The sequence below is a fragment of the Myxococcus sp. MH1 genome (assembly GCF_059738865.1).
Genome location: NZ_AP026947.1, coordinates 442,734 through 468,553 on the forward strand (window position 1 = coordinate 442,734; position 25,820 = coordinate 468,553).

A 25,820-nucleotide genomic window follows, 5' to 3' on the forward strand; every position below is an offset into this window, starting at 1 on the left:
CGACATCCCTCCCGCCAGCGCGGCGTCCCGTGAGTCCAAGGGGGCCTTTACTGCGGCTGGGACGCCGACACGTCAACAGGAACGACACGCTCCCGTGGCAGGTCCACGGTGAAGATGGAGCCTCGGCCCTGCTCGCTCTCCACGCGCACCCGTCCCCCCATGGCCTCCACCAGCGTCCGCGTGATGTAGAGCCCCAGGCCCAGGCCGCCGTAGTGCCGCTCCGACACGGCGCGCTCGAAGCGGCCGAACAGCCGGGGCAGGTGCTCGGGCGCGATGCCGATGCCCTGGTCGCGCACCTTGAGGCGCGCGCGGCTGGGGCCTTGTTCCAGACTCAACACGATGGGCTTGCCCGCGCCGTACTTCACCGCGTTGTCGATGAGGTTGGTGACCACCTGCTCCAGCCGCAGCCGGTCCCAGCGGCCCACGAGCCCCGCCTCGCCGCCCTCCACCTGGAGCGAGGAGCCGGACCTGGCCGCATGGGCCTCGTACCGTGACGCCACCTCGTGGATGAGCGCGCCCAGGTCCACGTCCTCCAGCTCCAGCGCCAGCCTGCCCGCGGCGATGCGCGACACGTCGAGCAAGTCGCCCACCAGCTCCGCCAGCTTCTTCACCTGCCGGGCCCCGGTGTCCACGTAGCCCTTCACCACGGCGTAGGGGATGTTGTCCGGGTGTCGCTCCAGCTCGCGCGAGAGCGCCTGGAGCTTGAGGCTCAGCGGCGTCAGCGGCGTCTTCAGCTCGTGGCTCGCGATGGAGAGGAACTCGTCGCGCAGGCGGATGGCCTCCTGGGCCTCGCGGTACAGTCGCGCGTTCTCCATGGAGAGCGCGGCGCGGTAGGCCAGCTCCAGCCCGAAGGCGAGGTCCGCCTGCGTGTAGCGACGGTTGGAGAACGAGGTGAAGAAGCTGAACACGCCCATGGTGTGGCCACGCACCACCAGCGGCACGGCGATGAACGAGCGCAGCCCCGTGGCCAGCATCACCCGGGCGTGGTTCTCGTTGTGCGCGCTGCGCTTGATGTGCGCGGGCGTCATCTCCTCCAGGAGGATGGCCTCGCCTCGCAGCAGCGCGGCGGTGGGCGGGTGGCGCGGGTTGCCCTCGGGCATGAGGTTGAAGTGGAGGACCTCCGCGGCGACGGGGGCGTCCTCGGGCCGGGCGTGGGCGACCTCCAGGCGGCGGAAGGTGCCGTCGGGCTGGGCCAGGTCCACGAAGCACCAGTCCGCGAGCGCGGGCACCACCAGCCGCGCCAGGTTGCGCATGGTGCCCTCGTAGTCGAGCGACGAGGCGAGCACGGTGCTGACCTCGGCGAGCACGCGGGTGCGGAACTCGGCCTGGCGCAGCTCGGTGGCCAGGGCCTCGGCGCGCTGGCGGGCGTGCACCAGGTCGGTGACGTCGAAGCCGAAGCCGGCGATGCCGTCCACCTGGCCCTGGGCATCGCGCGTGGGCTGGTAGACGAGGTTGTGGAAGGTCTCCTTCTCCATGCCGTCGGCCTGGAGGAAGCGCAGCGGGACGGCGCCGCTCACGAAGGGCTCCCCCGTGGCGTAGACGCGGTCCAGCACGTCGCGCGCGTCCTCCTCGCCCACCTTCACCACGCCCTCCTGGAAGGGCTTGCCCAGGGTGTCGCGGTTCTTGAGCATCGAGCTGTTGCGGGCGTTGGAGAAGTCGAAGTCGTGCGAGGCGCCGCGCAGGAAGAAGATCTGCGCGGGGGCCTGCATGAAGATGGTGTGCAGGCGTGTCCTGGCGGCCTCGGACGCGGCGCGGGCCTGGTGCTCGCGCTCGAGCAGGCTGGCGCGCTCCTCCAGCGCGCGGCTGAGCGACACGTTGAGCTTGGTGATGAAGATGGCGAGCAGGGCGAAGATGCCCAGGGCGAGCACGTCCGCGGAGCGCATCTGGAGGGTGAGCCGTGGCGGCAGGAAGAAGTGGTCCACGGCGATGAGCGACAGCGTCGTCACCAGGAGGGAGGGGCCCCAGCCGCCCCACCAGCCGGCGACCATGACGGCGCCGTAGAAGAAGAGGAAGGGGCTGTTGGACATCAGCGGCCACAGCTCCCGTTGGAGCAGCAGCGCGAAGCAGAAGAAGAGCAGCGCGACGCCGTAGCGGCCGAGCCAGGAGCGCTGCAGCCAGCTCCAGGCCTTCCTGGGGTCGGGAGACAGCGGGGCCAGGGCGCGCATGGCGCCGGACGGACGCGTGGGTTCCAGATGCGAGACGGGCGTGGGCAAGGCGAGAGGCCTCCTCACGACGGGGTGACACCGTGGGCGCTCGATGGGGAAGCGCTCGCGGTGAGAGGCAGGGCTCGCATGATGGTACGACTGGCGGGGTGTCCGCTCCCCTAGATGATGCAAGTGATTGAATGAACACGCTCGGTGCTCCGCCGAGGTGCCTCCCGTACGAACGTGTTCAATGGACGGCGGCATTCCAGTCGGACGGGGCGCCGTTGACCCGGAGTTGTCTGACGCTGGCGATGAAGACTTTCAGGTGTGTTGTTTGTGTATGGCGCGGCGGCGCATGAGTCAGAGAGGATTCATGGGGGCATCCAGCATGGCGCGCATCCGACGAAGGTCCAGGTCGTCTGTCCTGTCCATGCGCTGGAAGGAGTCCTGGGGCAGGGCGGCGCCCTGTTGGCGCTCCTTCAAGTCCTTCTTCGAGGGGCAGCAGTCGCCGCTCTTCTCCGGACCGGACGGCGCGAGGGCGCGCGAGGACGTCGACGCAAGGGCCGACGAGAGCTTCTGGAGCATGGCGTGTACCTCCAAGTGGGCGGTGTGTCCTCATTACGGCGGACCTGCGCACACGGTTACTTCACTTGGGGCGTTGGCGGCTCGCGGGGCCTGCGGCCCTGACACGGGGCGCAAATCCTGACGGTCGGCGCGAGGCGCTCGGACAGCGCTTCGGAGGCTGCTCACAAGACGCGGAAGGGCAGGGGCTTGAGGCCGGTGACCAGGGACTCGGCGCTCACGGCACGCACTTCAAGCCTCGGAGCCTCGCGCCAGCCGAGGTTGCGCAGGGCCGCGGCGAGGCGCTCGCACAGCGCGGGCACGTCCTGCTCTCGCGCGTCGGCCAGCTCCAGCTCGAAGCGCGTGCCCTCCACCTGCGTCAGCCGGAAGGCGCGCAGCGCGTGGTGCTTGAACACCCACGCCAGCGCCCACGCGTCCACCCGCCGACCCGTGGGCGTCGTGAAGTGACAGGCACCCCGTCCTCCGAAGCCCTCCAGCGTCCAGCCATGGAAGCCGCAGGCACACGCGTCGCGCCGCACCGAGCCCGAGTCCCCGGGGCGATAGCGCAACAGCGGCAACACGCTGGGCCGCAGCCGCGTCACCACGACCTCGTCCTTGCCCGGCTCCAGCCACACGTCCGGCGCGAGGACGTGGAAGCGCCCCACGCCCCGCAGGCACTCCCACGCCAGCGGGCCTGTCTCCGTGGAGGCGTAGTAGTTGAGCACCGGCGCCGGCACCCCGCGCGCCAGCGCCTCGCGCGTGTCCTCGGGCAGGTGCTGCGCCGACGTGAGCACCAGCGCGGGCGTGGGCACCTCGCGCTGCTCCGCCAACCAGCGCAGGCCCTCCGGGTCCGAGAAGAGGACCGTCGGCCGCACCCTGCACAGCCGCGCTCTCGCATCCTCCCGCAACACCGAGATTCGATGCAGCGCCCCCTCCTCGAGGATGCGCAGCCGCACCGAGTACTCCAGCCCTCCTGGCAGCGCGTCCAGCAACACCACCCGCGGACGCGGCGGCAACACCGCGCCCGCTCGCTCCAGCCAGAAGCGCAGCACCGCCCACATGTGCAGGCAGTCCAGCCTGTCCCGCACCACCTTCACCGGCTCCCCCGTGGAGCCGGAGCTGCGCACCACCACGCCCTCGTCCGCTGGCTCCAGCGGTCGCGGCACCTCGTCCCAGTGCCTGGCGAGCACCTCGCGCTCCAGCAGGGGGAAGTGCTCCAGGTCCGCGAGCGTCTGCAAATCCCCCGGATGCAACCCGGCCTCCCGCAGTCGTCGCGTGTAGTACGGCGAGGCGAGCAGCGTGTCCCGCAGCGCACCCAGGCGCGACTCCAATGCCGCGCGCGCCTCGGCTTCATCCTCGAGCGACGCGAAGTGCGACAGCTCGCGGGCGATTGCCTTCGCCCAGGGCACATGGGGCCGCTGAGAGGCGGTGTCCCGACGGATGTTCGCGCGAGGCGCCACGCGCGCGTCCGACGGGAGACCCAACGTCACTCGCGCCACCCTCGCGCGTCCGTCGCCCGCTGGGCCGCCTCCTGGAGTTCCTTCGCGCGCCGGTCCGCTTCCTTCTTCCTCGCCTGCTCCGCCCGCTCCATCTCCCGGAGCGCGGTGCGGTAGTCGAGCTGGTTGCGCCGCGCGGCGGACTCCTTCGGCGACTCGTCCTTCACCTGCCCGTCCACCGCGTGCACCCACTTGCGCAGGAACTCCTCCTGGCGGAACGCGTTCGAGCGAATCATCTCCGCCGTCAGCGGCTCCACCTCCAGGAAGAACCCGCGCAGGAGCCTCGGCGTGTCGACGTTCTTGCGCAGCGACGCCACCGTGTCCGCCCGCAGCGAGGACGACGTCAGCGCGTACGCGAGCATCACCACCTGCTCCCGGAAGAGCGCCCCCTGCTTCGAGCGCCGCTCCAGGTCCTCCCAGTCCGTACGCGACGGCGGCCTCAGGCCCGCGAGCCGGAACGTGTCGCAGACGATGGCCATCGCCAGGTCGTGCGGATACGGCGACACGATGGGCGCCGCGGTGAGCTGCTTCTGGATGTCCTTGACGTCGAAGACCATCACTTCTCCAGCAGGGCCTGGGACAGGGCCGCGGCGGCCTGGCCGAAGTCCGACAGCCATTTCACCACCACCAGGCGGAAGTTGCGCTCCTTCAACACCGGCCCGAGCACCTGCCGCGCGCGCAGGTCCTCCCCCAACGCGAGGAACGCCACGAGCAGCCGCGAGCGCCTCGTCGCGCGCACCAGCGCCTCCATCGCCCCCTTCGCCGTCACGTTCGCCAGGAAGTCGCTGTCGGAGATGATGACCCGCAGCGCGTCCGGGTCCTCCTCGGACAGCGCGCCCAGGATGTCGAAGGGGTACTGCGTCCCCCCGCCGATGTAGCCCAGGAGGAAGTCACGCGCCCGCTCCTCGTCGTACATCCACGGCGAGACGACGGGCGCGTGGTGCGAGTAGATGATGCCGCGCACCTTCGCCTTCTTGCGCAGCGCGGAGGCGGACAGCACCTGCGCGGCCAGCGTCATCGAGTTGAGCTGCTGCGCGGGGTCGGGCATGGAGCCGCTGGTGTCCAGGTAGAGCTCCACCGAGGGCACGCCGAGCTCGGACGGAGGCGGCACGTCGGCCTCCAGCTCGCGGCGCAGTGGCGACACCGCGGCCAGGTGTCCCTGCGTGAGCACCGTCAACGTCCAGTCGATGGCGGACGGGTCGTCGCCATGCTCCCAGGCCTGGGGTGTGGTGCGCAGGTACGGCTCCGGGCGGGACGGCGCGGACGGCAGCTTCACCAGGTGCTGGTCGACGAGCCGCCGGTAGTGCCGCGCGACGAGCGCCTGGCGCAGCTTCCCATCCCCCACGCCCGGCAGGTGGTGGGTGATGCGGCGAATCTGGTCCAGCAGGTCCGACTCCGTCGTGTCGGGCACCGCGTCGAGCCACCCGCGCTCCCGCGCCTCGTCGAGCACGTCCTCCCAGCGGCCTCCGCTCTGGAGCGCGGCGTCCCAGTCGTCCACGTCCGGCTGTGACACGTCATCGCCGAGCGGCAGGACGTAGGACAGCTCGTCGGGCTTGCCGAGGTAGCGGATGAAGGCGGCGCAGAAGTACAGGAACTGCAGCCGTGGGTTCGGCAGCGCGTAGAACGTCTGTGCGAACATCCGCGCCTCCGCGCGCAGGCCGGGGAACTGCGCCTCCATCGGCGCCATCGCCGCGGAGGGCACCAGGTCCCCGGGCGCGCGGCCCCACAGCTCCTCGTAGATGGCGAGGTAGAAGAAGAACAGCGGAGACGTCGGCGTGTCGCCGCGCGTGCGCTGGAAGCCCCGGTACACGCGGCACAGGTCCTCCGCGTGGGTGCGGCCCACCACCTCGTTCACCTGCAAATCATAGAAGAGGTTGGTGAGCGACTGCTTCAGCCCGGGGACCAGCCGCTGCTCCACGACGCGCAGCTCCGCGTCCCAGCCGAGCGTGTGGGGGAACCTCGCGTGGTGGCCGATTTCATGCGCGAGCACCGCCAACAGACTGTCCGCCGCGCCCATGGATTGGAGCAGCTGGAAGTGCACGAAGACCTGTCGCCTGGCGAGGTCGATGTACGCGAGCGGCTCGTTCGCATGGTCCGCGTCCGGCTGGAAGGGGACGTGGGGCTCCGGCGGGCTCAGCCGCACCTGCACGTCCCACAGCGCCAGCGCCTGACGCCAGCACTGCTCGATGTGCTCGGGCGTGAAGCGCGACGGGCTCATGCGGGCACGAGCACCAGCACGTGCTGCGACGTGTCCAGCGTGCCGGCGGCGCGCCAGTCGTTGGTGAGGGTGGCGTACCACGCGTCCACGCGCGGGTCGTTCCACGACACGGCGCCCAGGTGGGGCGTGTGCTGGTGCGTCACCTCGGGCGTCTCGCGGCAGCCCATGGCGCCGAGCGGAATCGGCGTGTCCGCGAGCAGCAGGCCCTGCGTCGCGGCCTCGCGTCCGGCCACCGCGTGACGGTGCCGGTCGTGCACGCACAGTACGGTGGGCGCGAGGAAGTGCATCGCGCCGGGGAGGAAGCGGCTGTCCTCGCGGGACAGGTCGACGAGGAAGGGCTGGGCCTTGTCGCCCAGCTTCGAGGCGGGAGGCTCCATCGCGAGCGCGGCCGTCTCGCGCAGGCGCTCCTCGATGCCCGCGAGCGAGCCGAGCCGCTGGCTCACGCGGTAGAAGATGCGCTGCACCCACGGCGGCGTGGACTCCAGGTTCTCGCCCACGTTCCAGAGCTGCGCGAGCACGCCGGCGCGCTCGGGGGCGGGGACGCCGGTGAGCAGGCGGGGCACCAGGTCGGACCACGCGAGGGTGAAGAAGTTCTGGCGTCCCGCGGTGGCGGGGTAGAGGTAGCCCAGGCCGATGGCCTCGGCGCCCAGGCGCAGGTAGGCGCGCAGCAGCTCCTCGGCTTCTTCCGGCGCGGTGCCGGACTGGGTGAGGGCGTCACCGAGCTTTCTGGCGGGGCCTTGAACCAGCTCGCGCCACAGGTCCGCGTCCCAGCGGACGTAGCGGGCGCGGGCGCTGGACTCAAGCTCGTCGGTGTAGCTGCTCACGGCCGACCTCCGCCGCCCGGGTTCTCCTTGAGCCACGTCGCGTAGTTCCGGTAGCGGCTGTACATGGACTTCAAGTGGATGAGGTCCTCGTAGATGGGGCCGGAGAGCTCCTGCTTGGTGAGCAGCTCGTTCATCAGCGCGGTGACGGCGGTGAGGCGCTTCTCGGTGGTGCGCAGGTCGATGCCGGACAGGCCCTTGTCCAGCTCCTCGCGCAGCACGCCCACCTTGCGGCGGATGGGCTCGTGTTTCTCGTGGTGCCCCATGGCCATGTCGAACATGTGGCGAATCCACGCGACGCGGTCCTGGAGGAGGAGCTTGTGGCCCTTCGCCTCGAAGAAGGCGCTGCGGGTGTTGGGGACCAGCTTCTCGTGCAGCACCCACGGGGCGATTTGACGGAAGTCCTCCAGCTCCACGACGGAGTGGCCGCGGAAGAAGGCGAGCGCCTTCGCGTAGTGGAGGATGGTCTGGTAGGCGCGCACGCTGACGCCGTTCTCGGTCTGCGTGCAGAGGTGTACCTTCTTGTCGAGCGGGCACTGCTCGTTGCACACGGCGGACACGGTCTGCCCGGCGAGCTTGAGGGTGTCCTTGTGCTTGAACTCGAAGCGGGGGGACGCCATGCGGCAGAAGTCGAGCTGGCCGAGGAAGAAGGCCACGCGCTCGAGGACGTCGCGGGGGACCTCGACCTCGAGGATGGAGGTGTAGGCGCGCTCCAGCTCGCCGGGGGTGAAGACGATGTCCTTGGGGAGCAGCTCCTCGGGGGACTTGTCGGCTTCGATGCGCTGGAGGAGGGTGTCGATGAAGTTCGAGTTGAAGGGGACGGCGCGCACGACGACGTCGAGGCGGTCCTTGAGGGCCTCGATGACCTGGAAGGTGCCGCCGCCCTGGTCGTCATTGGCGGTGAGGAACCAGGACGAGCGGCCCGCGTAGACGTACTGGTCCATCATCTCCGCGTAGCCCTCGGCCATGAGGGAGAGCAGGGCGGACTGGGTCTTGGTGGGGATGCGGTTGTACTCGTCGATGATCTTGACGCGTTGGGTGATCCACTTGCGCCAGCTGACCTTGACGGCGGAGAGGTCCTCCGCCTTGAGCATGTCGGAGGGGAGGGGGGCGCCGAGCAGGTCGGCGATGGAGAGTTGAGGGTGGCCGCGTTGGATGGAGCGGTGGATGTCCTCGCGAGACATGCCGGAGAGCAGGGCCATGAGGACGGCGGAGGTGGTCTTGCCGCGGCCGGGTCCGCCGATGAGGAGGGCTCGGCGGCAGGTGAAGAGGGTGAGCAGGGGGATGAGGACGAAGGAGCTGTAGCTCATGTCCTCGGGGAGGTGGAGCTCGTCCCCGGCGCTGCTCTTGAGAGAGGCGGAGCCGCCGAACTCGATGTCGTAGTAGGGGCAGATGACGGCGTTGTTGGTGATCCACCAGTACGCCTGCCGCATCTTGTCGTGGAGGCTGCCGCCGTCACGCTCGGAGAGGTGGACGTTGAGCCCCTTGTCCACCGACGCGCGCCCGGAGAGCAGGCGCGACACCCAATCCTGGTTCGCCATGCGGCGGGGAGCCTAGCATCGACGAGGCGATTGGCTCACAGCGTGACGAGGCCCATGCGCGCGGCGCGGACGACGGCCTCGGTGCGTCGCTGGACACCCAGCTTGGCGAGCACCGCGTTCACGTGGAACTTGGCTGTGTGCTCGCTGATGCCGAGTCGGTCCGCGATGGCCTTGTTCGACAGGCCCTCCGCCAGCAACGCGAGCACCTCGCGCTCTCTTGGCGTGAGGGCATCCGGTCCTTGAGCGCTCGTGCTCACGGAGGCCGTGGTCTTCGCGCTGGCCCGCAGCTCGGAGAGCCCCGGGTCGAACACCGCGAGCCCTCGCGCCACTGCGTACAGCGCCGCTGTGAGCGGGCCTGGGCTTACGTCGCGGAACAACAGTCCCTTGGCTCCCGCGCCGAGTGCCAGCTCGCCCGCTGCGTCGTCCGCGACCAGCGCGAGCACCGGCGCGCCCAGGTCTGGCGCGTCCAATCGCGCCTCTGTCTCGGCGAGGCGCAGACCGGTGTCCCAGAGGACCACGTCAGGCGCTTCGCCCCGCGTGGTCTCCAGCTCCACCTGCGTGCCCGAGGCCAACAGTTGCAGCTCGCTCCCCTGGTCCCCGAGCACTCGTGAGAGCGCACCTCGAGCGAGCGGGTCCTCCGCGACCAACGCGAGACGCAAGGGTGAGAGGGATGCATCCAACACGGAGCCTCTTCCATAACGAGGTGCCCCACGCGCCGCTCGCGTCGGAACCGTGAGTGCTCACGGCTGAACGCGAAGGCAGTGGATTCACAAAGCTGGAAGAGGTCGCGAGCGAAGCCCGTCCCGACCATGAAGAAGTTTGAAGAGACTCGGGCTACTTGTGCTTGGGCCGAGGAGGAGGTGCCCCCGTCCAGAGTGGCACCAGCTTCTCGCGGACCTCCGAGAGGAACGTGGACAGGCCCGTGCCGCGTCCTCGCTCCTCGAGTTGCTGAATCGTCGCCTGCATCATGCTGAGGTGTTCGCGATCGACGACTCCATGGGTCAGCAGCTTGAGCACACGCTTGGCGTCGCGCTTCGCGCCATCCTGCTGCGCGGTCAACTCCTCCGCACGGAGGCATGGGTCGAAGCCAAGCTCTTGGCGCAGTTCCTGATGACGAGCTTTCTCGTCATCGGTTTCGGGAGTGAAGCCCGCGAGAACCCAGCACTCCCGCTTGGTGTGCGCGATGCCGATGAGGATGGGACCCAGACTGCTGACTTCCGCGCGGGCCTGCTCCAGCCCCTTACGCCGCTGTGCCTCGTCGTTGTCGCTGTCTCGTACCAGTACGACCGCGTGGATGGGGGCGTCCCCGTGTCCCCGCAGCAACGCGAGTGCCCTGCGGGCAACGAAGGCATCGTGAGCGCCGGGTTCACCGTTGAAGTGGCCGTTGATGCGGATGTTGGCGGCCTTCGCTCGCGTGTGGACCTCCTTCCAGGGGAGGTAGCTCTCTCCACGCGTCTGCCCTCGCCACTCGCGAAGTTCCGCGAGTACTTCCGGCTCCATCCAATCGATGGACTCCCGCAGCATCCGGTCCACGAGAGTGGGCACCGTTCGATGGTCCCCCGGCCCCTCGCAGATGAGCACGATGGACGTCGGGCTGCTGCTCATCCTTCCTTCTTCTCCTGCACGTCCGCCACCCATCCCTCCCCCACGGTGCTCCAGAACTCTCCTGGGCGCATGACTTCCTTCCAGCGCTCGAACTCCGGATGCTGAGTCAGCTCTGCGAATCGGATGCCACCATCAGGCAGGACCGTGGAGAGGCGGACTTCTTTGGGGTCGAGGTGGTCGACCAGGTAGGGTGAATGGCTGGTCGCGATGATTTGCAGCTCCGGGTCTTGCTCCTGCAATTTGCGGAGCTGCGCCACGAGGTCCTTCTGGGCCTTGGGGTGAAGCCCTCGGTCGAGGTCGTCCAGGAGGATGAGCTTGGGGCGTGGGTTGCTGAAGAGGACGGTCAGTAGCCCGAGGACGAGCAGCGTGCCTTCACTTGCGCCTTGACTGGAGATGTTCGCGGCTCCGTTCAGATCAAAAAGGAGTCGATGCCCAGAGTAGGTGCGATGAATGGTTCTCGCGATGGCATCTTCGTCGATGCGGAGCGTCTCGACCTCCTGTCTCTTCACTTCCGCCAGAGAGAGTCGTACGCGCTTCACCTGCGGAATGACGTTGCGGAGTGCTTCGAGAAGTTCGGTGAATGTGTCAGGGCGATTCAGGGCCATTTGTGCGAGGACTGAAGCAAGCCCCGTCCCATCCGACTCGACTCGTGGCTCAAGGGACTCCGTGTATGACGCTTCTGCGAGCTTGCGCCCCTCAAGCCGCAAGAGCGCCCGTGCATTCCAATCGTCGAGAACTGGGGGCAGTCCAAGCAAATCGAGCGGTGCACTGCTCTGAATGGGACTGGTAGGCGGAGGGACATCGAATCGCATCCCGCCCCACCTGCCTCTGACTTCGGGCCTGAAGCCCCGAGAGCCGTTCTGCGCCGGTTCTGTCGGCATGAGATAAAGCTCGACGTGCCCAGGTTCGCCTCGCCAATGTCCGGATGCTTGGATGGATGTTGGTTCTGCCTCTGAACCCCGTTTGCGCAATCCGGGAGGCCCGCCATGGGTCTTCATAAGGTCGCCACGACGAGTTGATGGATGAGCGCATCCCATCAATACATCCAGGGACTGAAGTACGCTGGTCTTGCCAGAGGCGTTCGGACCCACGATGACGGTGAGGCGCTCCATGGCGAGCTTTGCCGACTCGATGCCTTTGAAGTTCTGAAGGGTCAGCTCGTGAATCATGGGTGCTCGCTCGGGCGCTTCACGTCGGGTGCCGGGAACTCTTCCAGCCCAGCAGAACGCAAATGGCGCGTTCGGTGTTCGGTTCTACTCCACCTCCACGTGTCGTCCCAGGAATGACGCGCCTGATACTGTCCACCAGGAGGAGCCCGCGGCCATGTCGAAGCGTCTCTATCCCCGCATCCTGCTGGCCGCCGCCCTGCTTGCCACGAGCGCCCACGCCGCCAGCCCGTTCCTCAAGCCCGGTGACGAAGTCGTCGACCACGTCCGTACGCGCTTCTACGACGCGAAGCGCGGCGAGGCCTGGGCCACGAAGCATCAGGGCTACGGCGCCGCGGCCACGAGCGCGGACGACTTCGCCCGGCGCACCCAGGCCGCCCTCTCCGAACTCAACGCCTCGCACACCGCCTTCTACCCGCGAGGTACCACCGGTCACGCCGACCTCTCCGCCATCTTCCAGCGCCACCTCAAGCTCCCCAAGGTCGAGGTCCCCAGCATCGGCGCCGACATCCAGGAGACCCCACAAGGCTTCTTCGCCCGCCACGTCTTCGCCCACGGCCCCGCCGCCAAGGCCGGCCTGCTGCGCGGAGACCGCCTCCTCTCCGTCGAAGGCAAACCCTTCACCTCCGTCGCCTCACTCACCCAACGCGTCAACAAGCCCACGCGCTTCACCATCGAGCGCACCCTCGGCGCCGAGCCCACCGTCCTCACCATCACCCCGCGCCTCGTGAACCCCAAGGCCGAGTGGCTCGACGCCCAGCACGCCAGCACCCGCGTCATCGACCACCAGGGCCGCCGCGTCGCCTACCAGCAGCTCTACTCGTGCGCCGGCCCCGAGCATCAACAGAAGCTCCAGGACGCCCTCTCCGACGACTTCGCCCAGGCGGACGCCGTCGTCATCGACTTCCGCGACGGCTGGGGCGGCTGCAGTCCCACCTTCCTCAACCTCTTCGACCGCGCCGTCCCTCGCTTCGTCGGCATCGGCCGAGACGGCCGCCGCAACCCGTGGTCCGCCACCTGGCGCAAGCCCGCCGTCCTCCTCGTCAACGGCAACTCCCGCAGCGGGAAGGAAGTCGTCGCCTTCACCATGAAGCGACTCGGGCTCGCCACCCTCGTGGGCCAGCACACCGCGGGCGCCGTGCTCGCCGGCACCCCACTGCGCCTGTCCACCGGTGACCTGCTCTACCTCGCCGTCGAGGCCGTCGAAGTCGAGGGCGTCCTGCTCGAGGGCGTCGGCGTCCCCGTGGACGTCGAGGTCCCCGACACTCTGCCCTACGCCTCCGGCAAGGACCCGCAGCTCGACAAGGCCCTCGACGTCGCCGCCACGGCAGCGCCGTCACCCTGATGCAACAGTCTCAGTGTCTCCACGTGCCATACAGGTACGCGAGCCCCGCGGCCAATGCCAGCAACATGCCCAACAGGCTCCACGTCACGATGGAGCACCCCGGTGACGCCTGGGAGATGACCGGCAGCTTCTGCGTCTTCAGCTCGTCCACCAGCTGCGACAGCTGCCCCGTGTCATAGGCCACCGGCTCGCCCGTGCTCAGCTTGCGCCCGAGCTCCACCAGCTCCCGCTCCGAGAAGAACCGCTCCGACAACCACAGGCTGCGCGCCTGGAGCATCCGGTCCGTGCCGCCGCGCGCCGGGTCCAGACCGCACCCGTCGCAGACGTCGAACGCGCCCTCCTTCGTTTCGCCGCAACCCACACAGACGGCCAGACCCATGCGCCCATCCTAACGCGCGCGCGCCACCTCTTGGGTCAGCTCAATGTGACACCGTGCCCCATCGCCCCTTCATCCAGGTGCAACCGCGAGCCCTCGTACCGAATCCCGCTTCGGAACGGATGCCGCGCGATGAACAACGGCGTGTCCAGATCCGCGTACGTGAAGCCCCCCAGCCCCGCCGCCAGGTGCGCCGACGCGCTCATCGCCAGCACGCTCTCCACCATCCCTCCCACCATCAACTCCAACCCCGCCGCCCGCGCCAGGCTCCACATCGTCAGCGCCTCCACCACCCCGCACTTCATCGTCTTGATGTTGATGCCGTGCGCCGCCCCCTCGCGGATGAGCCGCAGCACGTCCTTCGCCGAGCGCGCCGACTCGTCCGCGCACACCCGCACCTTCGAGCGCCTCGCCACCTCCGCCATCCCCGCCACGTCGGACGCCGGCACCGGCTGCTCCAGCAACGCCAGCGGCACCCCCGCCCGCTCCAGCTCCTTCACGAACGCGAGCGCCTCCGCCACGTCGTAACCCCCGTTCGCATCCGCGAACAGCCGCGCCCGCGGCGCCACCTCGTGGATGGCCACCATCCGCGCCGCGTCCTGGTCCGGAGAGAGCGCGCCGACCTTCACCTTCAACGTGGTGATGCCGCGCTTCAGGATGGACCGCGCCGACTCGGCCGCGTGCGTGACGTCCCCCACCGTCACCGTCATGTCGATGTCCAGCACCGTCCCCGCGCCCCCCAGCATCACGTACAGCGGCACCCGGTGATGCCGCGCCAGCGCGTCCAGCACCGCCATCTCCACGCCTGCCCGCCCCGCCGGCGCCAGCGCCAGTCCATCCCCGAGCCACTCGGACAACGGCCGCCACGCGCGCACGTCCCGACCCATGAGTCCCGCACGCACCCCCTCCAGCGCCGCGAGCGTGCTCGCCTGCGTCTCCCCACTCACCGCGGGGAATGGCGCCGCCTCGCCCAGGCCCACCGTGCCGTCCGCGAGCGTCAGCTTCACCAACACGTTCTCGGCCGCGTGCTGCGCGCCCGTCGCGATGCCGAACGGCTCCGTCAACGGCAGGTCCAACGGCTCGAAGTGGACGGCGGTGATGAGGGTGGGCGTCATGTCCGGGAAGGCATCCTGGTCCGCTCCCTGGATAGAAGGGGACACGCGAGAGGTCGGCTCATCGTATTCAACCCGGTGCTCCGAGGTGTCAGGGAGGCGGATGTGGGTCTCACATCCTCGGCTTGTGCCTGCGAGCCTTTCATGGCGACATGCGGGGACTCCGGACGTTTCCAGGAATTGCGGCCCTGCTGAAGGGTTCCGGAGATTTGGCCTCCGGGTGGCGCGGATGCCCGGAGTGAGCGGGGCATGTCGGCGAAGGACACGAGACAGACAGTCCCGGCCCTGGGCGCGGACACGCTCTTGGAGGCGCTGGAAGAGGCGGAGCGCCATGACTCGGAAGGGTGCATGGTGCTGAGCGCCGTGCGCGACGCGTCCGGCGCCATCGTCGACTTCGAGTGGCTGTGGGCCAACCCCGCCGCCTCACGCGCGCTCGGGCACGGCACCGATTCGCTGCGCGGCAAGCGATTGGGCGACGTCTCGCCGGTGGCGGGCCTCGGCGGTCGGCTCGCCATCCTCAAGCAGGTGGTGGAGTCAGGGCGACCCGCCGCGGACAGCTTCCCGGAAGGTGATGCGTGGCTGCTCGGCACCGCGGTGCCGCTGCGCGACGGTGTGCTGTTGCGCCTGCGCGACGTCACCAGCGCGCTGCGGATGGAGGAGGGCCTTCGCGACACGCTGGATTGGGTGCGCGACGTGCTGGAGAGCACCCCCGAGGCGTTCTTCACCGTGGACGCCGAGTGGCGCATCACCTACGTGAACCGCCAGGCCGCTGAAATCACCGGGCGCACGCAGGAGCAGGTCTTCCGCAGGATTCTGTGGCAGGCGTGCCCGGAGCTGGTGGGCACGCTGTTCGAGCGTGAGCTGCGGCGAGTGGCGGCCGAGGGCTCGTCCACCATCTTCGAGGTGCGCACCTCGCCGGAGCGCTGGCACGAGGTGCACGCGTGGTGCTCGGGGCAGAACGTCTCCGTCTTCTCGCGAGACATCACCGGCAAGAAGCGCGCGGAGGCGGAGCGGGACGCGCTCCTGACGCGTGAGCACTCGGGGCGCCTGGAGGCCGAGGCCCTGGTGCGCGAGCGCACGCAGGAGCTGGTGGCCGCGCGCGAGCGACTGGTGCAGTCGGAGAAGCTGGCCATGGCGGGTCAGCTCGCCGAGGGCGTGGGGCACGAAATCAACAACCCGCTCTCCTACGTCAGCGGCAACCTCCAGTTCGCGCTGGAGCAGATGGAGACGGTGCTGCAGGGCCAGGTGCAGGGCGGTCCGCTGGCCGAGGCGCTGGATGCGCTGCGCGAGGCCCGCGAGGGCGCCGAGCGCATCCGCGTCATCGTGCGTGATTTGCAGACGTTCGCCCGCGCGGACGAGCCGCACCTGTCCCCGGTGGACGTGCACGCGGCGCTGGAGTTCGGGCTGGCCATGGCGATGCCGCACCTGCGCTACCGGGCGGAGGTGGTGCGGAGGTACTCGCAGGTGCCCACGGTGATGGCGCACGAGGCGCGGCTGGGGCAGGTGTTCCTGCACCTGCTGGTCAACGCCGCGCACGCGATTCCCGAGGGCGACTTCACCCGGCACCGCGTCACGCTGTCCACGTGGCTGGAGGGCCCGTGGGTGGTGGTGGAGGTGGCGGACACGGGCCACGGCATGACGCCCGAGGTCGCCGAGCGCGTCTTCGAGCCGTTCTTCACCACGCGCGCGGTGGGCGAGGGCAGCGGACTGGGCTTGTCCACCAGCCTGGGCATGGTGCGCAGCATGCGCGGCGAGCTGAGCGTGGACACCACGCCCGGCGCGGGGAGCATGTTCCGCGTGCGCCTGCCGGTGACGGCGGTGGTGGCGGACGCGGTGGCCCAGGGCGCGCCCAGGGACGTGCCGGAGCGCAAGCGGGTGCTGGTGGTGGACGACGAGCCTCAGCTCGCGTCGCTCCTGCGGCGGTTGTTGGGGCGGCACCACGAGGTGGTGGTGACGCACAGCGGCCGCGAGGCGCTGGCGCTGCTCGAGCGCGACGCGGACTTCGACCGCGTCTTCTGTGACTTGATGATGGCGGACCTGACGGGGATGGACCTGCACGCGGAGCTGACGGCGCGGGGGCCGGAGCTGCTGTCGCGCTTCGTCTTCATGACGGGCGGCGCCTTCACCGAGCGGGCGCGGGCGTTCCTCCAGTCGGTGCCGCTGCCGCGAATCGAGAAGCCGTTCGACCCGGGGACGCTCAGGGCGCTGGTGGAGGGCGCGCCCCCGCGCGACAGGGCCCTGGAGCCGCTGCCGCGCGTGGCGCGAAGAGGGTGACTACAGCTTCACTTCGTCGCGCTCGGGCCGGGTGATGTAGCCCGAGCCCGCGGCGACCAGCTTCTCCATCAGCTTGTCCATGCCGTTGGAGCGCGCGAAGGCCATCTCGTTCTTGGTGACGCCGACGAGCGTGAGCAGCTGCACCTTGCCGCTCTCCAGGGCGAAGTGGTCGGGGCGCGACGGGTCCCGGACGAAGACGAAGCCGCTGAGCTTGGAGTCTCCGCCGTCCAGCGTGCCCTCGACGGGGTAGCGGTGGTTGAGCGCGAACGCGCGCATGCACACGAGGTTGTAGGCCATCATGTCCAGCAGCCGGAACACGGGCCACTTGGCCTCCTCCGGCGTGTGGATGACCATCTCGTAGCCGATGCCGCTGGCGGCGTCGGGGGCGATCTCCTCACCGGGGGCGATGGTGAAGGGGTTGGACAGGCCACTGGTGACGTAGGTCCAGTAGGGGTAGTCGGGGCTGGGCTTGGCCACCCGCACGCCCATGGGGCCCCAGTTGGGGTCCGGTTCACCTTCTACCTGCGCGATTTCGCTCTCCATCCAGGCCTGGATGGCGTCCGTCTGGTCGAGCGTGAAGACGCCTTCGTCGATGGCGCCGAACAGCTTGGGGTACTCGACTTCATCGCGGTCCGCCCAGCAGTCCTCGTACCACTGGATGAAGTCTTCGTCCTTCTCCGGGGCTTTCATGACGCGTCTACTCTAGAGGGTCACCCCGGTTTCTCAACTTCCCCGTGAGGGGCTGGGCGCGCGCCTGGCTGGTGGGAGACAGCGGGCGGCCCCCCCGGAGGGGGCCCGGGAGGGGCTCGTCCTCGGGGCAAGGCCTCGGCGCGGGCCCAGCGGGGGGCCTGGAGGTGCCTGAACGGCGGCTCGGCACCCTTGGAGCCCCGCGAATCCGGCGGAAAGTCTCAGCCGACGAGGGTCAGGTGCCGCTGGCCTGCTTCAGGGGCCAGGGCTTGAGGCCGCAGATCTGCTCGGCCTCCTCCACCGCCATGTTCAGCCGCGCCCGCTCGCGCCGCACGTAGTCGCGCACCGCGCCGTCCAGCCTGCGGTCGAAGATGACGTGCGCGCTGTGCACCGCCGTGGGCTCGAAGCCTCGTGACACCTTGTGCTCACCGCCCGCGCCCGGCTCGAACACCTTGCGCCCCGCGCGGATGCAGTCGTCCACCGAGTGATACAGGCACACGTGGAAGTGCAGGAACGGGTGCTCCTCCGTGCTGCCCCAATAGCGGCCATAGAGCCGCTCCTTCGTCGCCAGGTTGAAGGCCCCCGCGATGACCCGGCCCTCGCGCACCGCCTCCACCATCTCCACCTGGTCCGGCATCGCCTTGAACACCCGCGAGAAGAACCCCGGCGTGAGCTGTATCTGCCCCCACGCGTGCCGCTCGCACGTGGCCGTGTAGAACTCATACGCGCGCTTCGCGTGCGCCGGGGTCAGCTCCGTGGTCCGCACCGTGCGCAGCAGGATTCCCTGCGTGGCCGCCGCCGCCCGCTCGCGCTTGAGCTGGTTTCGCCGCTTGGAGTCGAAGCGCGCGAGGTAGTCGTCGTACCCGCCGTACCCCGGGTTCTTCCAATGGAACTGGAGCGTCACCCGGCGCGCCAGCCCCTGCTCCTCCAGGAAGTCCGCCTCGTCGTCCGTCGGGTAGAGGAAGTGCACCGACGAGCACCCCGCCTCCTCGGCGCTCTCCACCGCCGCGGCGAGCAGCGCCTTGCGCATCGCGGGCACGTCCTCTCCCGAGGCCACCAGCAGGCGCGGCACCGTGGCCGGGGACAACGGCCCGCCGACGACGAGCTTCGGGTAGTACTCCACGCCGAGCCGGGCCGCCGCGTCCGCCCACCCGAAGTCGTAGATGTACTCGCCCATGCTGTGGAACTTGCGATACGCGGGCGCCGCGGCCACCAGCGTCTCGCCCCGCCACAGCGTCAGGTGATGCGGCGCCCACCCGGTCTCCTCGGTGGCGCTGCCGCTCTCCTCCATCGCCGCCAGCCACGCGTGCTTGATGAAGGGCGGTGCGTCCAGGCCGGTCAGCGCGTCCCAGTCAGCGGCCGGGACGTCTGTCACTGCGTCGAGGATACGGAGGCGGAGCGGGGTCTCTGTAGGCACGGGGAGCAGTTCTAACGCGTGCCCCGCGTTCGCGCCGCCCACCCGCCCGCTCGCCCGGCCTCCGGTGGAGGTAACGGCCGGAAACGACTCGCGCCGGGGGGACGGTCATCCCCTCGGCGCGACGTGTCCTTCGAAATCTGGAAGAGGCCTCAGGCCGCCCGGGCGGCGCCTGCCTCACGCGCCGCCTCGCGGGGCTCCGGCCACACCGCGCGCTGGGGCGTGGCGATGCGGATGACGCCCAGCTTCGCCAGCACGCGCATCACCTGCCACGTGGGGTCCACCTCGAACCTGCGCGCCGCGAAGTTCGGGCTGCTGCCGTACTTGTGGTGGTTGTTCTGGAACAGCTCACCCATGCACAGCACCTCCACCGGCAGCGTGTTGCGCGACTTGTCGCTGCTGTCGAAGTTCCGGTAGCCGTACTTGTGGCCGCACCAGTTCACGATGGCCCCGTGCACCGGCCCCATCAGGAAGTGCACCGGCAACAGCAGGAACTGCCAGGGCGACGTGGCGAACAGCACGTAGAACGAGGAATAGAACGCCACCCAGCCCAGCGTCGCCACCCACGAGTTGCGCAGCGTGTCGTCCACCAGCGGCCACTCGGGATAGCCCCCGAGGAAGCGCTTCTCCGTCTCACCCTTGCCCGACGCGAAGTCGTCGTAGCGCGTCTTCGTGTGCAGCATCATCCGGAACACGTCCGTGAAGAAGTGCGGCGAGTGCGGGTCCTTCTCCGTGTCCGAGAAGGCGTGGTGCTCGCGGTGAAGAATCGCGTAGGCCTTGGGCGACAGGTACGACGAGCCCTGCACCAGGTAGGTGAGCAGGTGCATCACCCGCTCCGTGCGCGGACCCATGGTGTACATGCGGTGCGCGGCGTACCGGTGCTGGAAGAAGCTCTGGAAGAACACGCAGAGCAGCCAGTGCGAGACGAAGAAGATGAGGACGGCCATGGCGCTTTTCCCGGTTCGGTGTCCAGGAGAGCCAACACCGCCCATGTCATGGCCACGTCATCCCGGGCCGGAAGATGCCTCCCGTGGACCCTCGGATGGCCCCCGGCTTCAGGCCCCCATCAGTCCAACGTGTGGCCCGCCGCGTTGACGCGGGGCGCAAGGGGCCCGGTTTCCGGTACGGAGCACTTCGCCTACACGTCACACGCAGGGAAGGGGAACACCCATGGAGCGGGCCGACATCGTCAAGCTGGACAAGCAGCACGTCTGGCACCCGTACACCGCCATGGAGGCGTACATCGCGGGGACGAACCCGCTGGTCATCGCGCGCTCGGAGGGGCCCTACCTCTTCGACGTCGACGGGCGGCGCTACCTGGACGCCAACGGCTCCTGGTGGGTGTCCACCCTGGGCCACCGTCACCCTCGGCTGGTGCGCACCCTCGTCGAGCAGGCGGGCCGGCTGCCCCATGTCTCGCTCGCCGGAATCACGCACGAGCCCGCCGCCGCGCTCGCCGCGGAGCTGGTCGCCATCGCCCCGGGCGCACAGCGCGCGGACCTCCCCTCGGGGGAGCGCCTGTCGCGCGTCTTCTACTCGGACAACGGGAGCACCGCGGTGGAGGTGGCCATCAAGATGGCCGCGCAGTACTGGGCGCAGAACGGGCAGCCCAAGCGCACGCGCTTCATCACGCTGACGGGCGCGTTCCACGGCGAGACGCTGGGCTCCACCAGCGTGGGCGGCGTGCGCGAGTTTCGCGACATCTTCGGCCCGCTGCTGTTCGACGTGGTGCACGTGCCGTCGCCGGCGGAGGAGGGCGGCTGGGAGCGCGCCTTCGCCCAGGTGCAGGCCGCGCTGCGCGAGCACCCGGAGGACATCGCGGGTGTCATCGTTGAGCCCGTCATCCAGGGCGCCTCTGGCATGCAGATGTACTCGCCGGACTTCCTGCGCGCGGTGCGCGAGGCCACCCGTCGGGTGGACACGTTCCTCATCGCGGACGAGGTCTTCACCGGCCTGGGGCGCACGGGCGCGCGCTTCGCGGTGGACCTGGCGGGCGTGGTGCCCGATTTGCTCTGCCTCGCGAAGGCGCTGTCGGGCGGGCTGATGCCCTTCGCGGTGACGCTCGCGTCGGAGCGCATCTTCTCGGGCTTCCTCGGCGCGTCGTCGCGGGCGCTGTATTACGGGCACTCGTACTGCGGCAACCCGCTGGGCGCGGCCATCGCGCGCGAGGTGCTCGCGGTGTACCGGGACGAGGACGTGCTGGGGCAGGTGGCGCGCAAGGCGCCGAAGGTGAAGGCCGCGTTCGAGCGGATGGCCGCGACGATTCCGGGCCTGGTGCGCCCGCGCGCCGTGGGCATGGTGGGCGCGGTGGACCTGGGCGGCGGTGGCTATCTCGCCAGCGGTGGATGGCGTGTGTACGAGGCCGCGCGCAAGCGGGGGCTGTACCTGCGCCCGCTCGGCGACACCGTGTACATCGCCCCCGCGCTGAACATCCCGGACACAGCGCTCGACGAGCTGCTGGGCGGCATGGAGGAGTCGCTGCGCGAGGTGGCGGGCGGCTGAGGCGCTCGCCGCTTCGGGTCTCACCGGGACGCGTGTCGCTCGCGGCCGTGCATGCGGAGGTCCGCCGCGTGGAGCGGCCACCGTCTCGCGTCAGCCTGGGTGACTCAGGTCAGCACGGAGGGTGGTGGTGGAGACTCGGGCCTGGCGATGCGGCGCTCCTGCCGGAAGAGGAGGATCTCCCGGAAGATGATCTGCACCGTGGCCGCGACGGGCACCGCCACCACCGCGCCGACGATGCCGCCCAGCTCCGCGCAGAAGAGCACCGCGAGCAGGATGAGCAGCGGGTTGACGTGCACCGTGCGCCGGAAGACGAGCGGCGCCAGCACGTTGCCCTCCAGCTGTCCGTACAGCACGAAGTACGCGAGCACGCCCAGCGCCATCCACATGCCGCCCGTGGCCCACGTCAGCAGGGTGATGAAGCCGCCGGCCACCACGGGGCCCGCGTAGGGCACCATGCTGGAGAAGCCGCTCATGATGCCCAGCGGCAGGAAGTACGGCACGCCCATGGCCGCGAGCACCGCGGAGGTGAGCAGCGCGTTGAACGTGCAGATGAGCGTGAGCCCCGTCAGGTAGCCGCCCGTGGCCCGATACACGTTGCGCATCACGCGCACGTAGCGGAGCCGGTGCTCGGGCTTGGGCAGGTCGAGCAGCCGCTTGAGCAGGCCGCCGCCGAAGACGAGCATGAACACGACCAGGAAGAAGACGCTCAGCGCGCCGCCGACGAGCCCCACCATGCTGCCCAGCGCGTACATGAGCAGCGAGGGCAAGGTCCCCGTCGCCAGCTCCGGCGTCGCGTCCTCGAGCGGGCGAATCCAGCCCAGGTTGTGGAGCCGCTGGTTCAGCCCTCGGAACGGGCGCGAGTCGCGCACCTCCTGCCAGAGCTGCGGCCACTGCACCACGAGCGCGTCCACCTGCGCCGCCGTCGCCGGAATCACCAGCAGCGCCAGCGTCGCCAGCACCGTCAGGGCGCCGGCCAGCATCAACGCGATGGCCAGCGCGCGCGGCACCCGCCAGCGCTCCAGCCGCGACACGCCGTGCTCCAGCGCGAGCGCTATCAGCGCCGCGATGCCCGTCAACGTGAGCGCCACGCGCGTGCGCACCACGAGCACCACGAGCGCTACCACCGCCAGCACCGCGAAACACACGGTGAACACCGTCTTCGGTGTCACCTGAGAGCGCTGTCTGGCTCCATCCTGCTCCGCCACCGTACCCCCGGGCCCCGGCTCACCGTTCACCGTGTCGCGGTAAGCACGATGGGGCCGGAGCGCCAGTGCCCGCATGCCCGGAGCGGCCCGGCTGTGGAGTGGGCTCCAGCCCGACGCCCGGCCATCACGAGGCCTGTCCACGGGTCGACAGCTGGCGCGTGAGGGGAACGCGCCTGGCCGTGACGCGGGATGCGTCAGTTGCGCGAGGGGAAGATGCCTTCCAGCGCGATGATGAAGTTGAGGCAGAGGAACGGCGACATGTTGTTGTGGGGCTGGCTGCCGCCCGCGATGCCGATGGCCGCCGGGTTCATGGTCCCGTCGATGGGCGCCGCGCGGTAGTTGAAGATGGTGCCGTTGTTGTCCGCCGCGAGCACCGTGCCCACCGGCGTCTCCGTGTCACCCTGCTGCGAGCTGACGTTGAGGCTGTGGGTGTGCTGCGGCATCTGGTTCGAAATCAGCGTCACCGTCTCGCTGCCGCCCTGCTCGCCGAGCGTCCGCGGCGACAGCCCCGGCCCCTGGCCCGGCTGCATCGGATAGCGACCGCGCAGGTCCGGCAGCGCGAACGTCGTCTGCCCGTTGCCGCCATACGTCGTGCCCAGAATCGAGAACAGCGCGGTGTTCTGCGCGATGGCGAGGATCTGCCCCTGGCAGAAGGCCCAACCGCGCGGCGCGAAGTTGCCCGCGAACATGCGGATCTCACCAATGTATGGCTCGGACATGGGTACACCTTTCGTGTGTGTGTTTCACGCGCCAATGAGTACGCGTCACACACACCAGAGCAAAGCATCGGCCAGCCCTTCCTCCTGGGTCGGGAACGAATCAGGGCCGTGTGTCGGTCCCTGCTTCACGAGGAGGGGCGCCCACGAAGGGATTTCCCGTCCGCGTGCGTCATGCGTTCCGGTGTGACGGCGCCGCGTCCCGAGGGAACGCGAACGGTCGTTCTTTGACGGACGGGATTCGAATCACAAGCACGCCTGCCCTGGTGGGTCGGTGGCGAACGGCTCGATAATCCATCCTGGCTCGTGACTTGCTCTGGCTCGCGCGCCGAGGTTCGACAAGAGGGGAGACGCATCAATGGCTCAGATGAAATGGCAAGGCGCCGCGACCTGGTCGCGGTGGCTGACGGCTCTACCCGTGGTGGCGCTGCTGTCGCTGACCGGCTGTGACGAAGGTCAGCAGGGGCCCCAGGGGCCGCAGGGACCGCAAGGACCCGCGGGGCCTGCCGGTGAGCAGGGACCCGCGGGGGCACAGGGTCCCGCGGGCGCGCAGGGGGACGTTGGACCGAAGGGTGACACGGGCGCTGTCGGCCCCGTGGGTCCGCAGGGTCCGCAGGGGCCAGAGGGCCCCGCGGGTGGTCCCGCCGGTCCTCAAGGGCCCGAGGGCAAGCGCTCCCTGGCCCGCACGTCCGTGGAGGACGCTGGCGCCAACTGCGCGACGGGCGGCGTGAGAATCGACACCGGCGTCGACGACGACAGCGATGGGACGCTGGACGAAGCCGAGGTGGATGCCACCAGCTACGTGTGCAACGGCCCCCAGGGTCCGCAGGGCGCGCGGGGTGAGACGGGCGCGCAGGGCCCCGTGGGTCCTCAAGGCGAGGTGGGTCCCCGGGGGGAGCAGGGGCCTCGCGGTGACACCGGCGCGGTGGGCCCGGTGGGCCCGCGAGGTGAGACGGGTCCCCAGGGCGAGCAGGGCCCGCGCGGCGAGCAGGGCCTGCGCGGCGAGCAGGGGCCGCAGGGCCTGCGCGGCGAGACGGGGCCGCAGGGCGCCGCGGGCATCCACTCGGTCGCGGCCACGGCCGCGGAGGCTGCTGGAGCCAACTGCGCGACGGGCGGCGTGCGGCTGCAGTTCGGCCAGGACGCCAACGGCAACGGCGTGCTGGACGCGGGCGAGGTCAACGCGGCGCTGACGCGCTACGTGTGCAACGGAGCCCAGGGGCCGCAGGGGGTGCCTGGCGCGACGGGCGCGACGGGTGCCACCGGCGCCACGGGCGCGCAGGGCCCCGTGGGAGCCACGGGCGCGACGGGTGCCACGGGCGCCACGGGTCCTCAGGGGCCGGCGGGCTCGACGGGGGTGTTCGGTGATGGCTCGGCCGGTGCGTACACCGTCTCGAACACGGTCGACCTGACCACGGTGAGCGGGTTCTCCACCCTCGCGGGACGGCACCACATGCAGTTCACCACCGTGAACGTCTCCGGCACGCTCATCGTCCCGAGCGGCACCGTCATCCGGGCCACGGGCGACGTCACCATCAGCGGCACCATCATCGTCGACCCAGGCTCGTTGGACACGGGCCCGGGCGGGGCGGATTCGGGCCTGTCCCGCGCTCCGGCGGGTGAGCCCTCGGGTGGGCTCGGCGTGTCGCCCGTCCACGCGGCGCAGCTGTTGCGACCCGGCAACAAGGGCGGCGGCTCGGGCGCGCGCACCGTGGCGGGTCCGTTCGGCGGCGGCGGTGGCTCGCTGGTCATCCTGTCCCAGGGCACCGTGCGCATCCAGGGCTCGGGCGTCATCAATGCCTCGGGCGCGTCGGGTGGCAATGTGCTCGACAACACCCCCGGCGCCGGTGGCGGGGCGGGTGGCGTGGTGGTCATCCTCGGCAAGGCCGGCGTGGTCGTGCAGGGCTTCGTCCGCGCGCAGGGCGGCCCCGGCGTGAACGGCAACAACCTGGGCGGCGCGGGCAAGGGCGGCGGCGGCGGTGGTGGCGGCGGCATCATCCAGGTCGTCTCCTCCGTTGCGCCCACCATCACTGGCGGCCTCGTCGTCACCGGCGGCGCGGCTGGGACGACGGCGCTTCCCACTGGCACCAGCCAGGTCATCCAGGCGGGCGGTGGTGGTGGCGCCATGGGCGGCGCGGGCGGCTCGGGTGGTGTCGGAAACATCACGGCCCCCACCCAGCCCGGCGCGGGCGCGGATGGCTACGTCATCCAGACGGTGGTGCCGACCCCGGAGAACCTCTTCCTCTGATTCGAGGGAGTCGATTGCGGCCATCGTCGGTCCCTCCGGACCGGCGGTGGTGCGCGGCCTCCTCCCGCGAGGTCTCATCGAGGGTCGTGGGTCGCGGCCATCGTCGGTCCCTCCGGACCGGCGGTGGCGCGCGGCATCCTCCGAGGTCTCATCGGGGAAACGAGGACCGCGCGGCGGCGCGCGGAGCCACGCGGTTCATGCTGACGGTGAGGCGGCCCGAGCGGGCTTCGCCTCGGCAGGACTTCGCGGAAGCGACAGGACGCCCGGCCCTCGTGTGCGGGTGCCTCGTGTCGCCCGCGGAGGTTGCACCCCGGAAGGTCGGCCCACCTCCGGGCGGCGGTGCATCCCGGCGCGCGCCGCGCGGCTCCTCACGGAGCCCATGACGCGGCGTC

Annotated in this window: 21 protein-coding genes; 4 read left to right on the top strand and 17 right to left on the bottom strand. The window is 70.0% G+C overall.

What is annotated here, in order from left to right; all coding sequences use genetic code 11:
* Positions 1-47 precede the first annotated feature (47 nt).
* The 10 genes from AC6JA9_RS01785 to AC6JA9_RS01830 all read right to left on the bottom strand — a co-directional run bounded on the left by AC6JA9_RS01785 (position 48) and on the right by AC6JA9_RS01830 (position 11,555).
* Positions 48-2,165: a sensor histidine kinase gene (locus AC6JA9_RS01785; RefSeq protein WP_407940370.1), complete on the bottom strand. Its 2,118-nt coding sequence runs from the start codon at positions 2,163-2,165 to the stop codon at positions 48-50.
* Between the two features lie 339 nt (positions 2,166-2,504).
* Positions 2,505-2,729, bottom strand: coding sequence for a hypothetical protein (locus AC6JA9_RS01790; RefSeq protein ID WP_267698451.1), 225 nt, complete (start codon positions 2,727-2,729; stop codon positions 2,505-2,507).
* A gap of 161 nt (positions 2,730-2,890) precedes the next feature.
* Complete coding sequence (locus AC6JA9_RS01795) at positions 2,891-4,195, bottom strand: phenylacetate--CoA ligase family protein (protein WP_497958995.1); 1,305 nt, start codon at positions 4,193-4,195, stop codon at positions 2,891-2,893.
* Positions 4,192-4,758, bottom strand: coding sequence for a hypothetical protein (locus AC6JA9_RS01800; RefSeq protein WP_473570955.1), 567 nt, complete (start codon positions 4,756-4,758; stop codon positions 4,192-4,194). The genes AC6JA9_RS01795 and AC6JA9_RS01800 overlap by 4 nt, the downstream gene beginning before the upstream one ends.
* A complete protein-coding gene (locus AC6JA9_RS01805) occupies positions 4,758-6,419 on the bottom strand; it encodes a M48 family metalloprotease (protein WP_408888398.1) in 1,662 nt (553 codons plus the stop codon). Before AC6JA9_RS01805 ends, AC6JA9_RS01800 begins: the two co-directional genes overlap by 1 nt.
* Positions 6,416-7,243 (bottom strand): hypothetical protein, encoded by an 828-nt coding sequence (locus tag AC6JA9_RS01810; RefSeq protein ID WP_223782173.1) that lies wholly within the window; start codon positions 7,241-7,243, stop codon positions 6,416-6,418. The genes AC6JA9_RS01805 and AC6JA9_RS01810 overlap by 4 nt, the downstream gene beginning before the upstream one ends.
* Positions 7,240-8,781 carry an AAA family ATPase gene (locus tag AC6JA9_RS01815; protein WP_223782174.1) on the bottom strand — a complete coding sequence of 514 codons (1,542 nt, stop codon included), beginning with the start codon at positions 8,779-8,781 and terminating at the stop codon, positions 7,240-7,242. Before AC6JA9_RS01815 ends, AC6JA9_RS01810 begins: the two co-directional genes overlap by 4 nt.
* Before the next feature lie 35 nt (positions 8,782-8,816).
* The gene (locus AC6JA9_RS01820; RefSeq protein ID WP_497958996.1) at positions 8,817-9,464 is read right to left on the bottom strand and encodes a LuxR C-terminal-related transcriptional regulator; all 648 of its coding nucleotides are present in this window, start codon (positions 9,462-9,464) and stop codon (positions 8,817-8,819) included.
* A 151-nt stretch (positions 9,465-9,615) separates the two neighbouring features.
* Positions 9,616-10,386 (bottom strand): hypothetical protein, encoded by a 771-nt coding sequence (locus AC6JA9_RS01825; RefSeq protein ID WP_497958997.1) that lies wholly within the window; start codon positions 10,384-10,386, stop codon positions 9,616-9,618.
* Entirely contained in the window at positions 10,383-11,555 is a 1,173-nt protein-coding gene (locus AC6JA9_RS01830) for an AAA family ATPase (protein WP_223751472.1), read from the bottom strand. Before AC6JA9_RS01830 ends, AC6JA9_RS01825 begins: the two co-directional genes overlap by 4 nt.
* Before the next feature lie 154 nt (positions 11,556-11,709).
* Here AC6JA9_RS01830 and AC6JA9_RS01835 point away from each other — a divergent pair, with 154 nt between their 5' ends.
* Positions 11,710-12,897, top strand: coding sequence for a S41 family peptidase (locus AC6JA9_RS01835; protein WP_223782177.1), 1,188 nt, complete (start codon positions 11,710-11,712; stop codon positions 12,895-12,897).
* A gap of 10 nt (positions 12,898-12,907) precedes the next feature.
* Here the strand turns inward: AC6JA9_RS01835 and AC6JA9_RS01840 are convergent, their stop codons facing one another.
* Positions 12,908-13,276, bottom strand: a complete 369-nt coding sequence (locus AC6JA9_RS01840) for a hypothetical protein (RefSeq protein ID WP_141328413.1) — start codon at positions 13,274-13,276, stop codon at positions 12,908-12,910.
* Between the two features lie 35 nt (positions 13,277-13,311).
* Positions 13,312-14,388, bottom strand: coding sequence for a dipeptide epimerase (locus AC6JA9_RS01845; protein ID WP_497958998.1), 1,077 nt, complete (start codon positions 14,386-14,388; stop codon positions 13,312-13,314).
* Between the two features lie 246 nt (positions 14,389-14,634).
* Between AC6JA9_RS01845 and AC6JA9_RS01850 the strand changes: the two genes are divergently transcribed.
* Entirely contained in the window at positions 14,635-16,659 is a 2,025-nt protein-coding gene (locus AC6JA9_RS01850; RefSeq protein WP_497958999.1) for a PAS domain-containing sensor histidine kinase, read from the top strand.
* Here the strand turns inward: AC6JA9_RS01850 and AC6JA9_RS01855 are convergent, their stop codons facing one another.
* From AC6JA9_RS01855 to AC6JA9_RS01865, 3 genes are all read right to left on the bottom strand, one after another.
* A complete protein-coding gene (locus AC6JA9_RS01855; RefSeq protein WP_223751468.1) occupies positions 16,660-17,349 on the bottom strand; it encodes a suppressor of fused domain protein in 690 nt (229 codons plus the stop codon).
* Between the two features lie 232 nt (positions 17,350-17,581).
* On the bottom strand, positions 17,582-18,763 hold the full coding sequence (locus AC6JA9_RS01860; protein WP_483576752.1) for a GNAT family N-acetyltransferase: 1,182 nt from the start codon (positions 18,761-18,763) through the stop codon (positions 17,582-17,584).
* A 149-nt stretch (positions 18,764-18,912) separates the two neighbouring features.
* Positions 18,913-19,707, bottom strand: a complete 795-nt coding sequence (locus AC6JA9_RS01865; protein WP_223751466.1) for an acyl-CoA desaturase — start codon at positions 19,705-19,707, stop codon at positions 18,913-18,915.
* 223 nt (positions 19,708-19,930) lie between these two features.
* Between AC6JA9_RS01865 and bioA the strand changes: the two genes are divergently transcribed.
* Positions 19,931-21,262 carry an adenosylmethionine--8-amino-7-oxononanoate transaminase gene (gene bioA / locus AC6JA9_RS01870; protein ID WP_483576755.1) on the top strand — a complete coding sequence of 444 codons (1,332 nt, stop codon included), beginning with the start codon at positions 19,931-19,933 and terminating at the stop codon, positions 21,260-21,262.
* Between the two features lie 104 nt (positions 21,263-21,366).
* On the opposite strand, the gene AC6JA9_RS01875 is transcribed toward bioA, so the two are convergent.
* Positions 21,367-22,416 carry an AI-2E family transporter gene (locus AC6JA9_RS01875; protein ID WP_223751464.1) on the bottom strand — a complete coding sequence of 350 codons (1,050 nt, stop codon included), beginning with the start codon at positions 22,414-22,416 and terminating at the stop codon, positions 21,367-21,369.
* A gap of 245 nt (positions 22,417-22,661) precedes the next feature.
* Positions 22,662-23,186, bottom strand: coding sequence for a phage tail protein (locus AC6JA9_RS01880; protein ID WP_223751463.1), 525 nt, complete (start codon positions 23,184-23,186; stop codon positions 22,662-22,664).
* Between the two features lie 364 nt (positions 23,187-23,550).
* Here AC6JA9_RS01880 and AC6JA9_RS01885 point away from each other — a divergent pair, with 364 nt between their 5' ends.
* Positions 23,551-25,428 (top strand): DUF7151 family protein, encoded by a 1,878-nt coding sequence (locus AC6JA9_RS01885; RefSeq protein ID WP_497960618.1) that lies wholly within the window; start codon positions 23,551-23,553, stop codon positions 25,426-25,428.
* The last annotated feature ends 392 nt before the right edge of the window (positions 25,429-25,820 follow it).

Bases quoted from the DNA above. Each gene is read 5' to 3' on its own strand.
- AC6JA9_RS01785 (WP_407940370.1), bottom strand. From the start codon at position 2,165: ATGCGCGCCCTGGCCCCGCTGTCTCCCGACCCCAGGAAGGCCTGGAGC.
- AC6JA9_RS01790 (WP_267698451.1), bottom strand. From the start codon at position 2,729: ATGCTCCAGAAGCTCTCGTCGGCCCTTGCGTCGACGTCCTCGCGCGCC.
- AC6JA9_RS01800 (WP_473570955.1), bottom strand. From the start codon at position 4,758: ATGGTCTTCGACGTCAAGGACATCCAGAAGCAGCTCACCGCGGCGCCC.
- AC6JA9_RS01805 (WP_408888398.1), bottom strand. From the start codon at position 6,419: ATGAGCCCGTCGCGCTTCACGCCCGAGCACATCGAGCAGTGCTGGCGT.
- AC6JA9_RS01815 (WP_223782174.1), bottom strand. From the start codon at position 8,781: ATGGCGAACCAGGATTGGGTGTCGCGCCTGCTCTCCGGGCGCGCGTCG.
- AC6JA9_RS01825 (WP_497958997.1), bottom strand. From the start codon at position 10,386: ATGAGCAGCAGCCCGACGTCCATCGTGCTCATCTGCGAGGGGCCGGGG.
- AC6JA9_RS01830 (WP_223751472.1), bottom strand. From the start codon at position 11,555: ATGATTCACGAGCTGACCCTTCAGAACTTCAAAGGCATCGAGTCGGCA.
- AC6JA9_RS01835 (WP_223782177.1), top strand. From the start codon at position 11,710: ATGTCGAAGCGTCTCTATCCCCGCATCCTGCTGGCCGCCGCCCTGCTT.
- AC6JA9_RS01840 (WP_141328413.1), bottom strand. From the start codon at position 13,276: ATGGGTCTGGCCGTCTGTGTGGGTTGCGGCGAAACGAAGGAGGGCGCG.
- AC6JA9_RS01845 (WP_497958998.1), bottom strand. From the start codon at position 14,388: ATGACGCCCACCCTCATCACCGCCGTCCACTTCGAGCCGTTGGACCTG.
- AC6JA9_RS01850 (WP_497958999.1), top strand. From the start codon at position 14,635: ATGTCGGCGAAGGACACGAGACAGACAGTCCCGGCCCTGGGCGCGGAC.
- AC6JA9_RS01855 (WP_223751468.1), bottom strand. From the start codon at position 17,349: ATGAAAGCCCCGGAGAAGGACGAAGACTTCATCCAGTGGTACGAGGAC.
- AC6JA9_RS01865 (WP_223751466.1), bottom strand. From the start codon at position 19,707: ATGGCCGTCCTCATCTTCTTCGTCTCGCACTGGCTGCTCTGCGTGTTC.
- bioA (WP_483576755.1), top strand. From the start codon at position 19,931: ATGGAGCGGGCCGACATCGTCAAGCTGGACAAGCAGCACGTCTGGCAC.
- AC6JA9_RS01880 (WP_223751463.1), bottom strand. From the start codon at position 23,186: ATGTCCGAGCCATACATTGGTGAGATCCGCATGTTCGCGGGCAACTTC.
- AC6JA9_RS01885 (WP_497960618.1), top strand. From the start codon at position 23,551: ATGAAATGGCAAGGCGCCGCGACCTGGTCGCGGTGGCTGACGGCTCTA.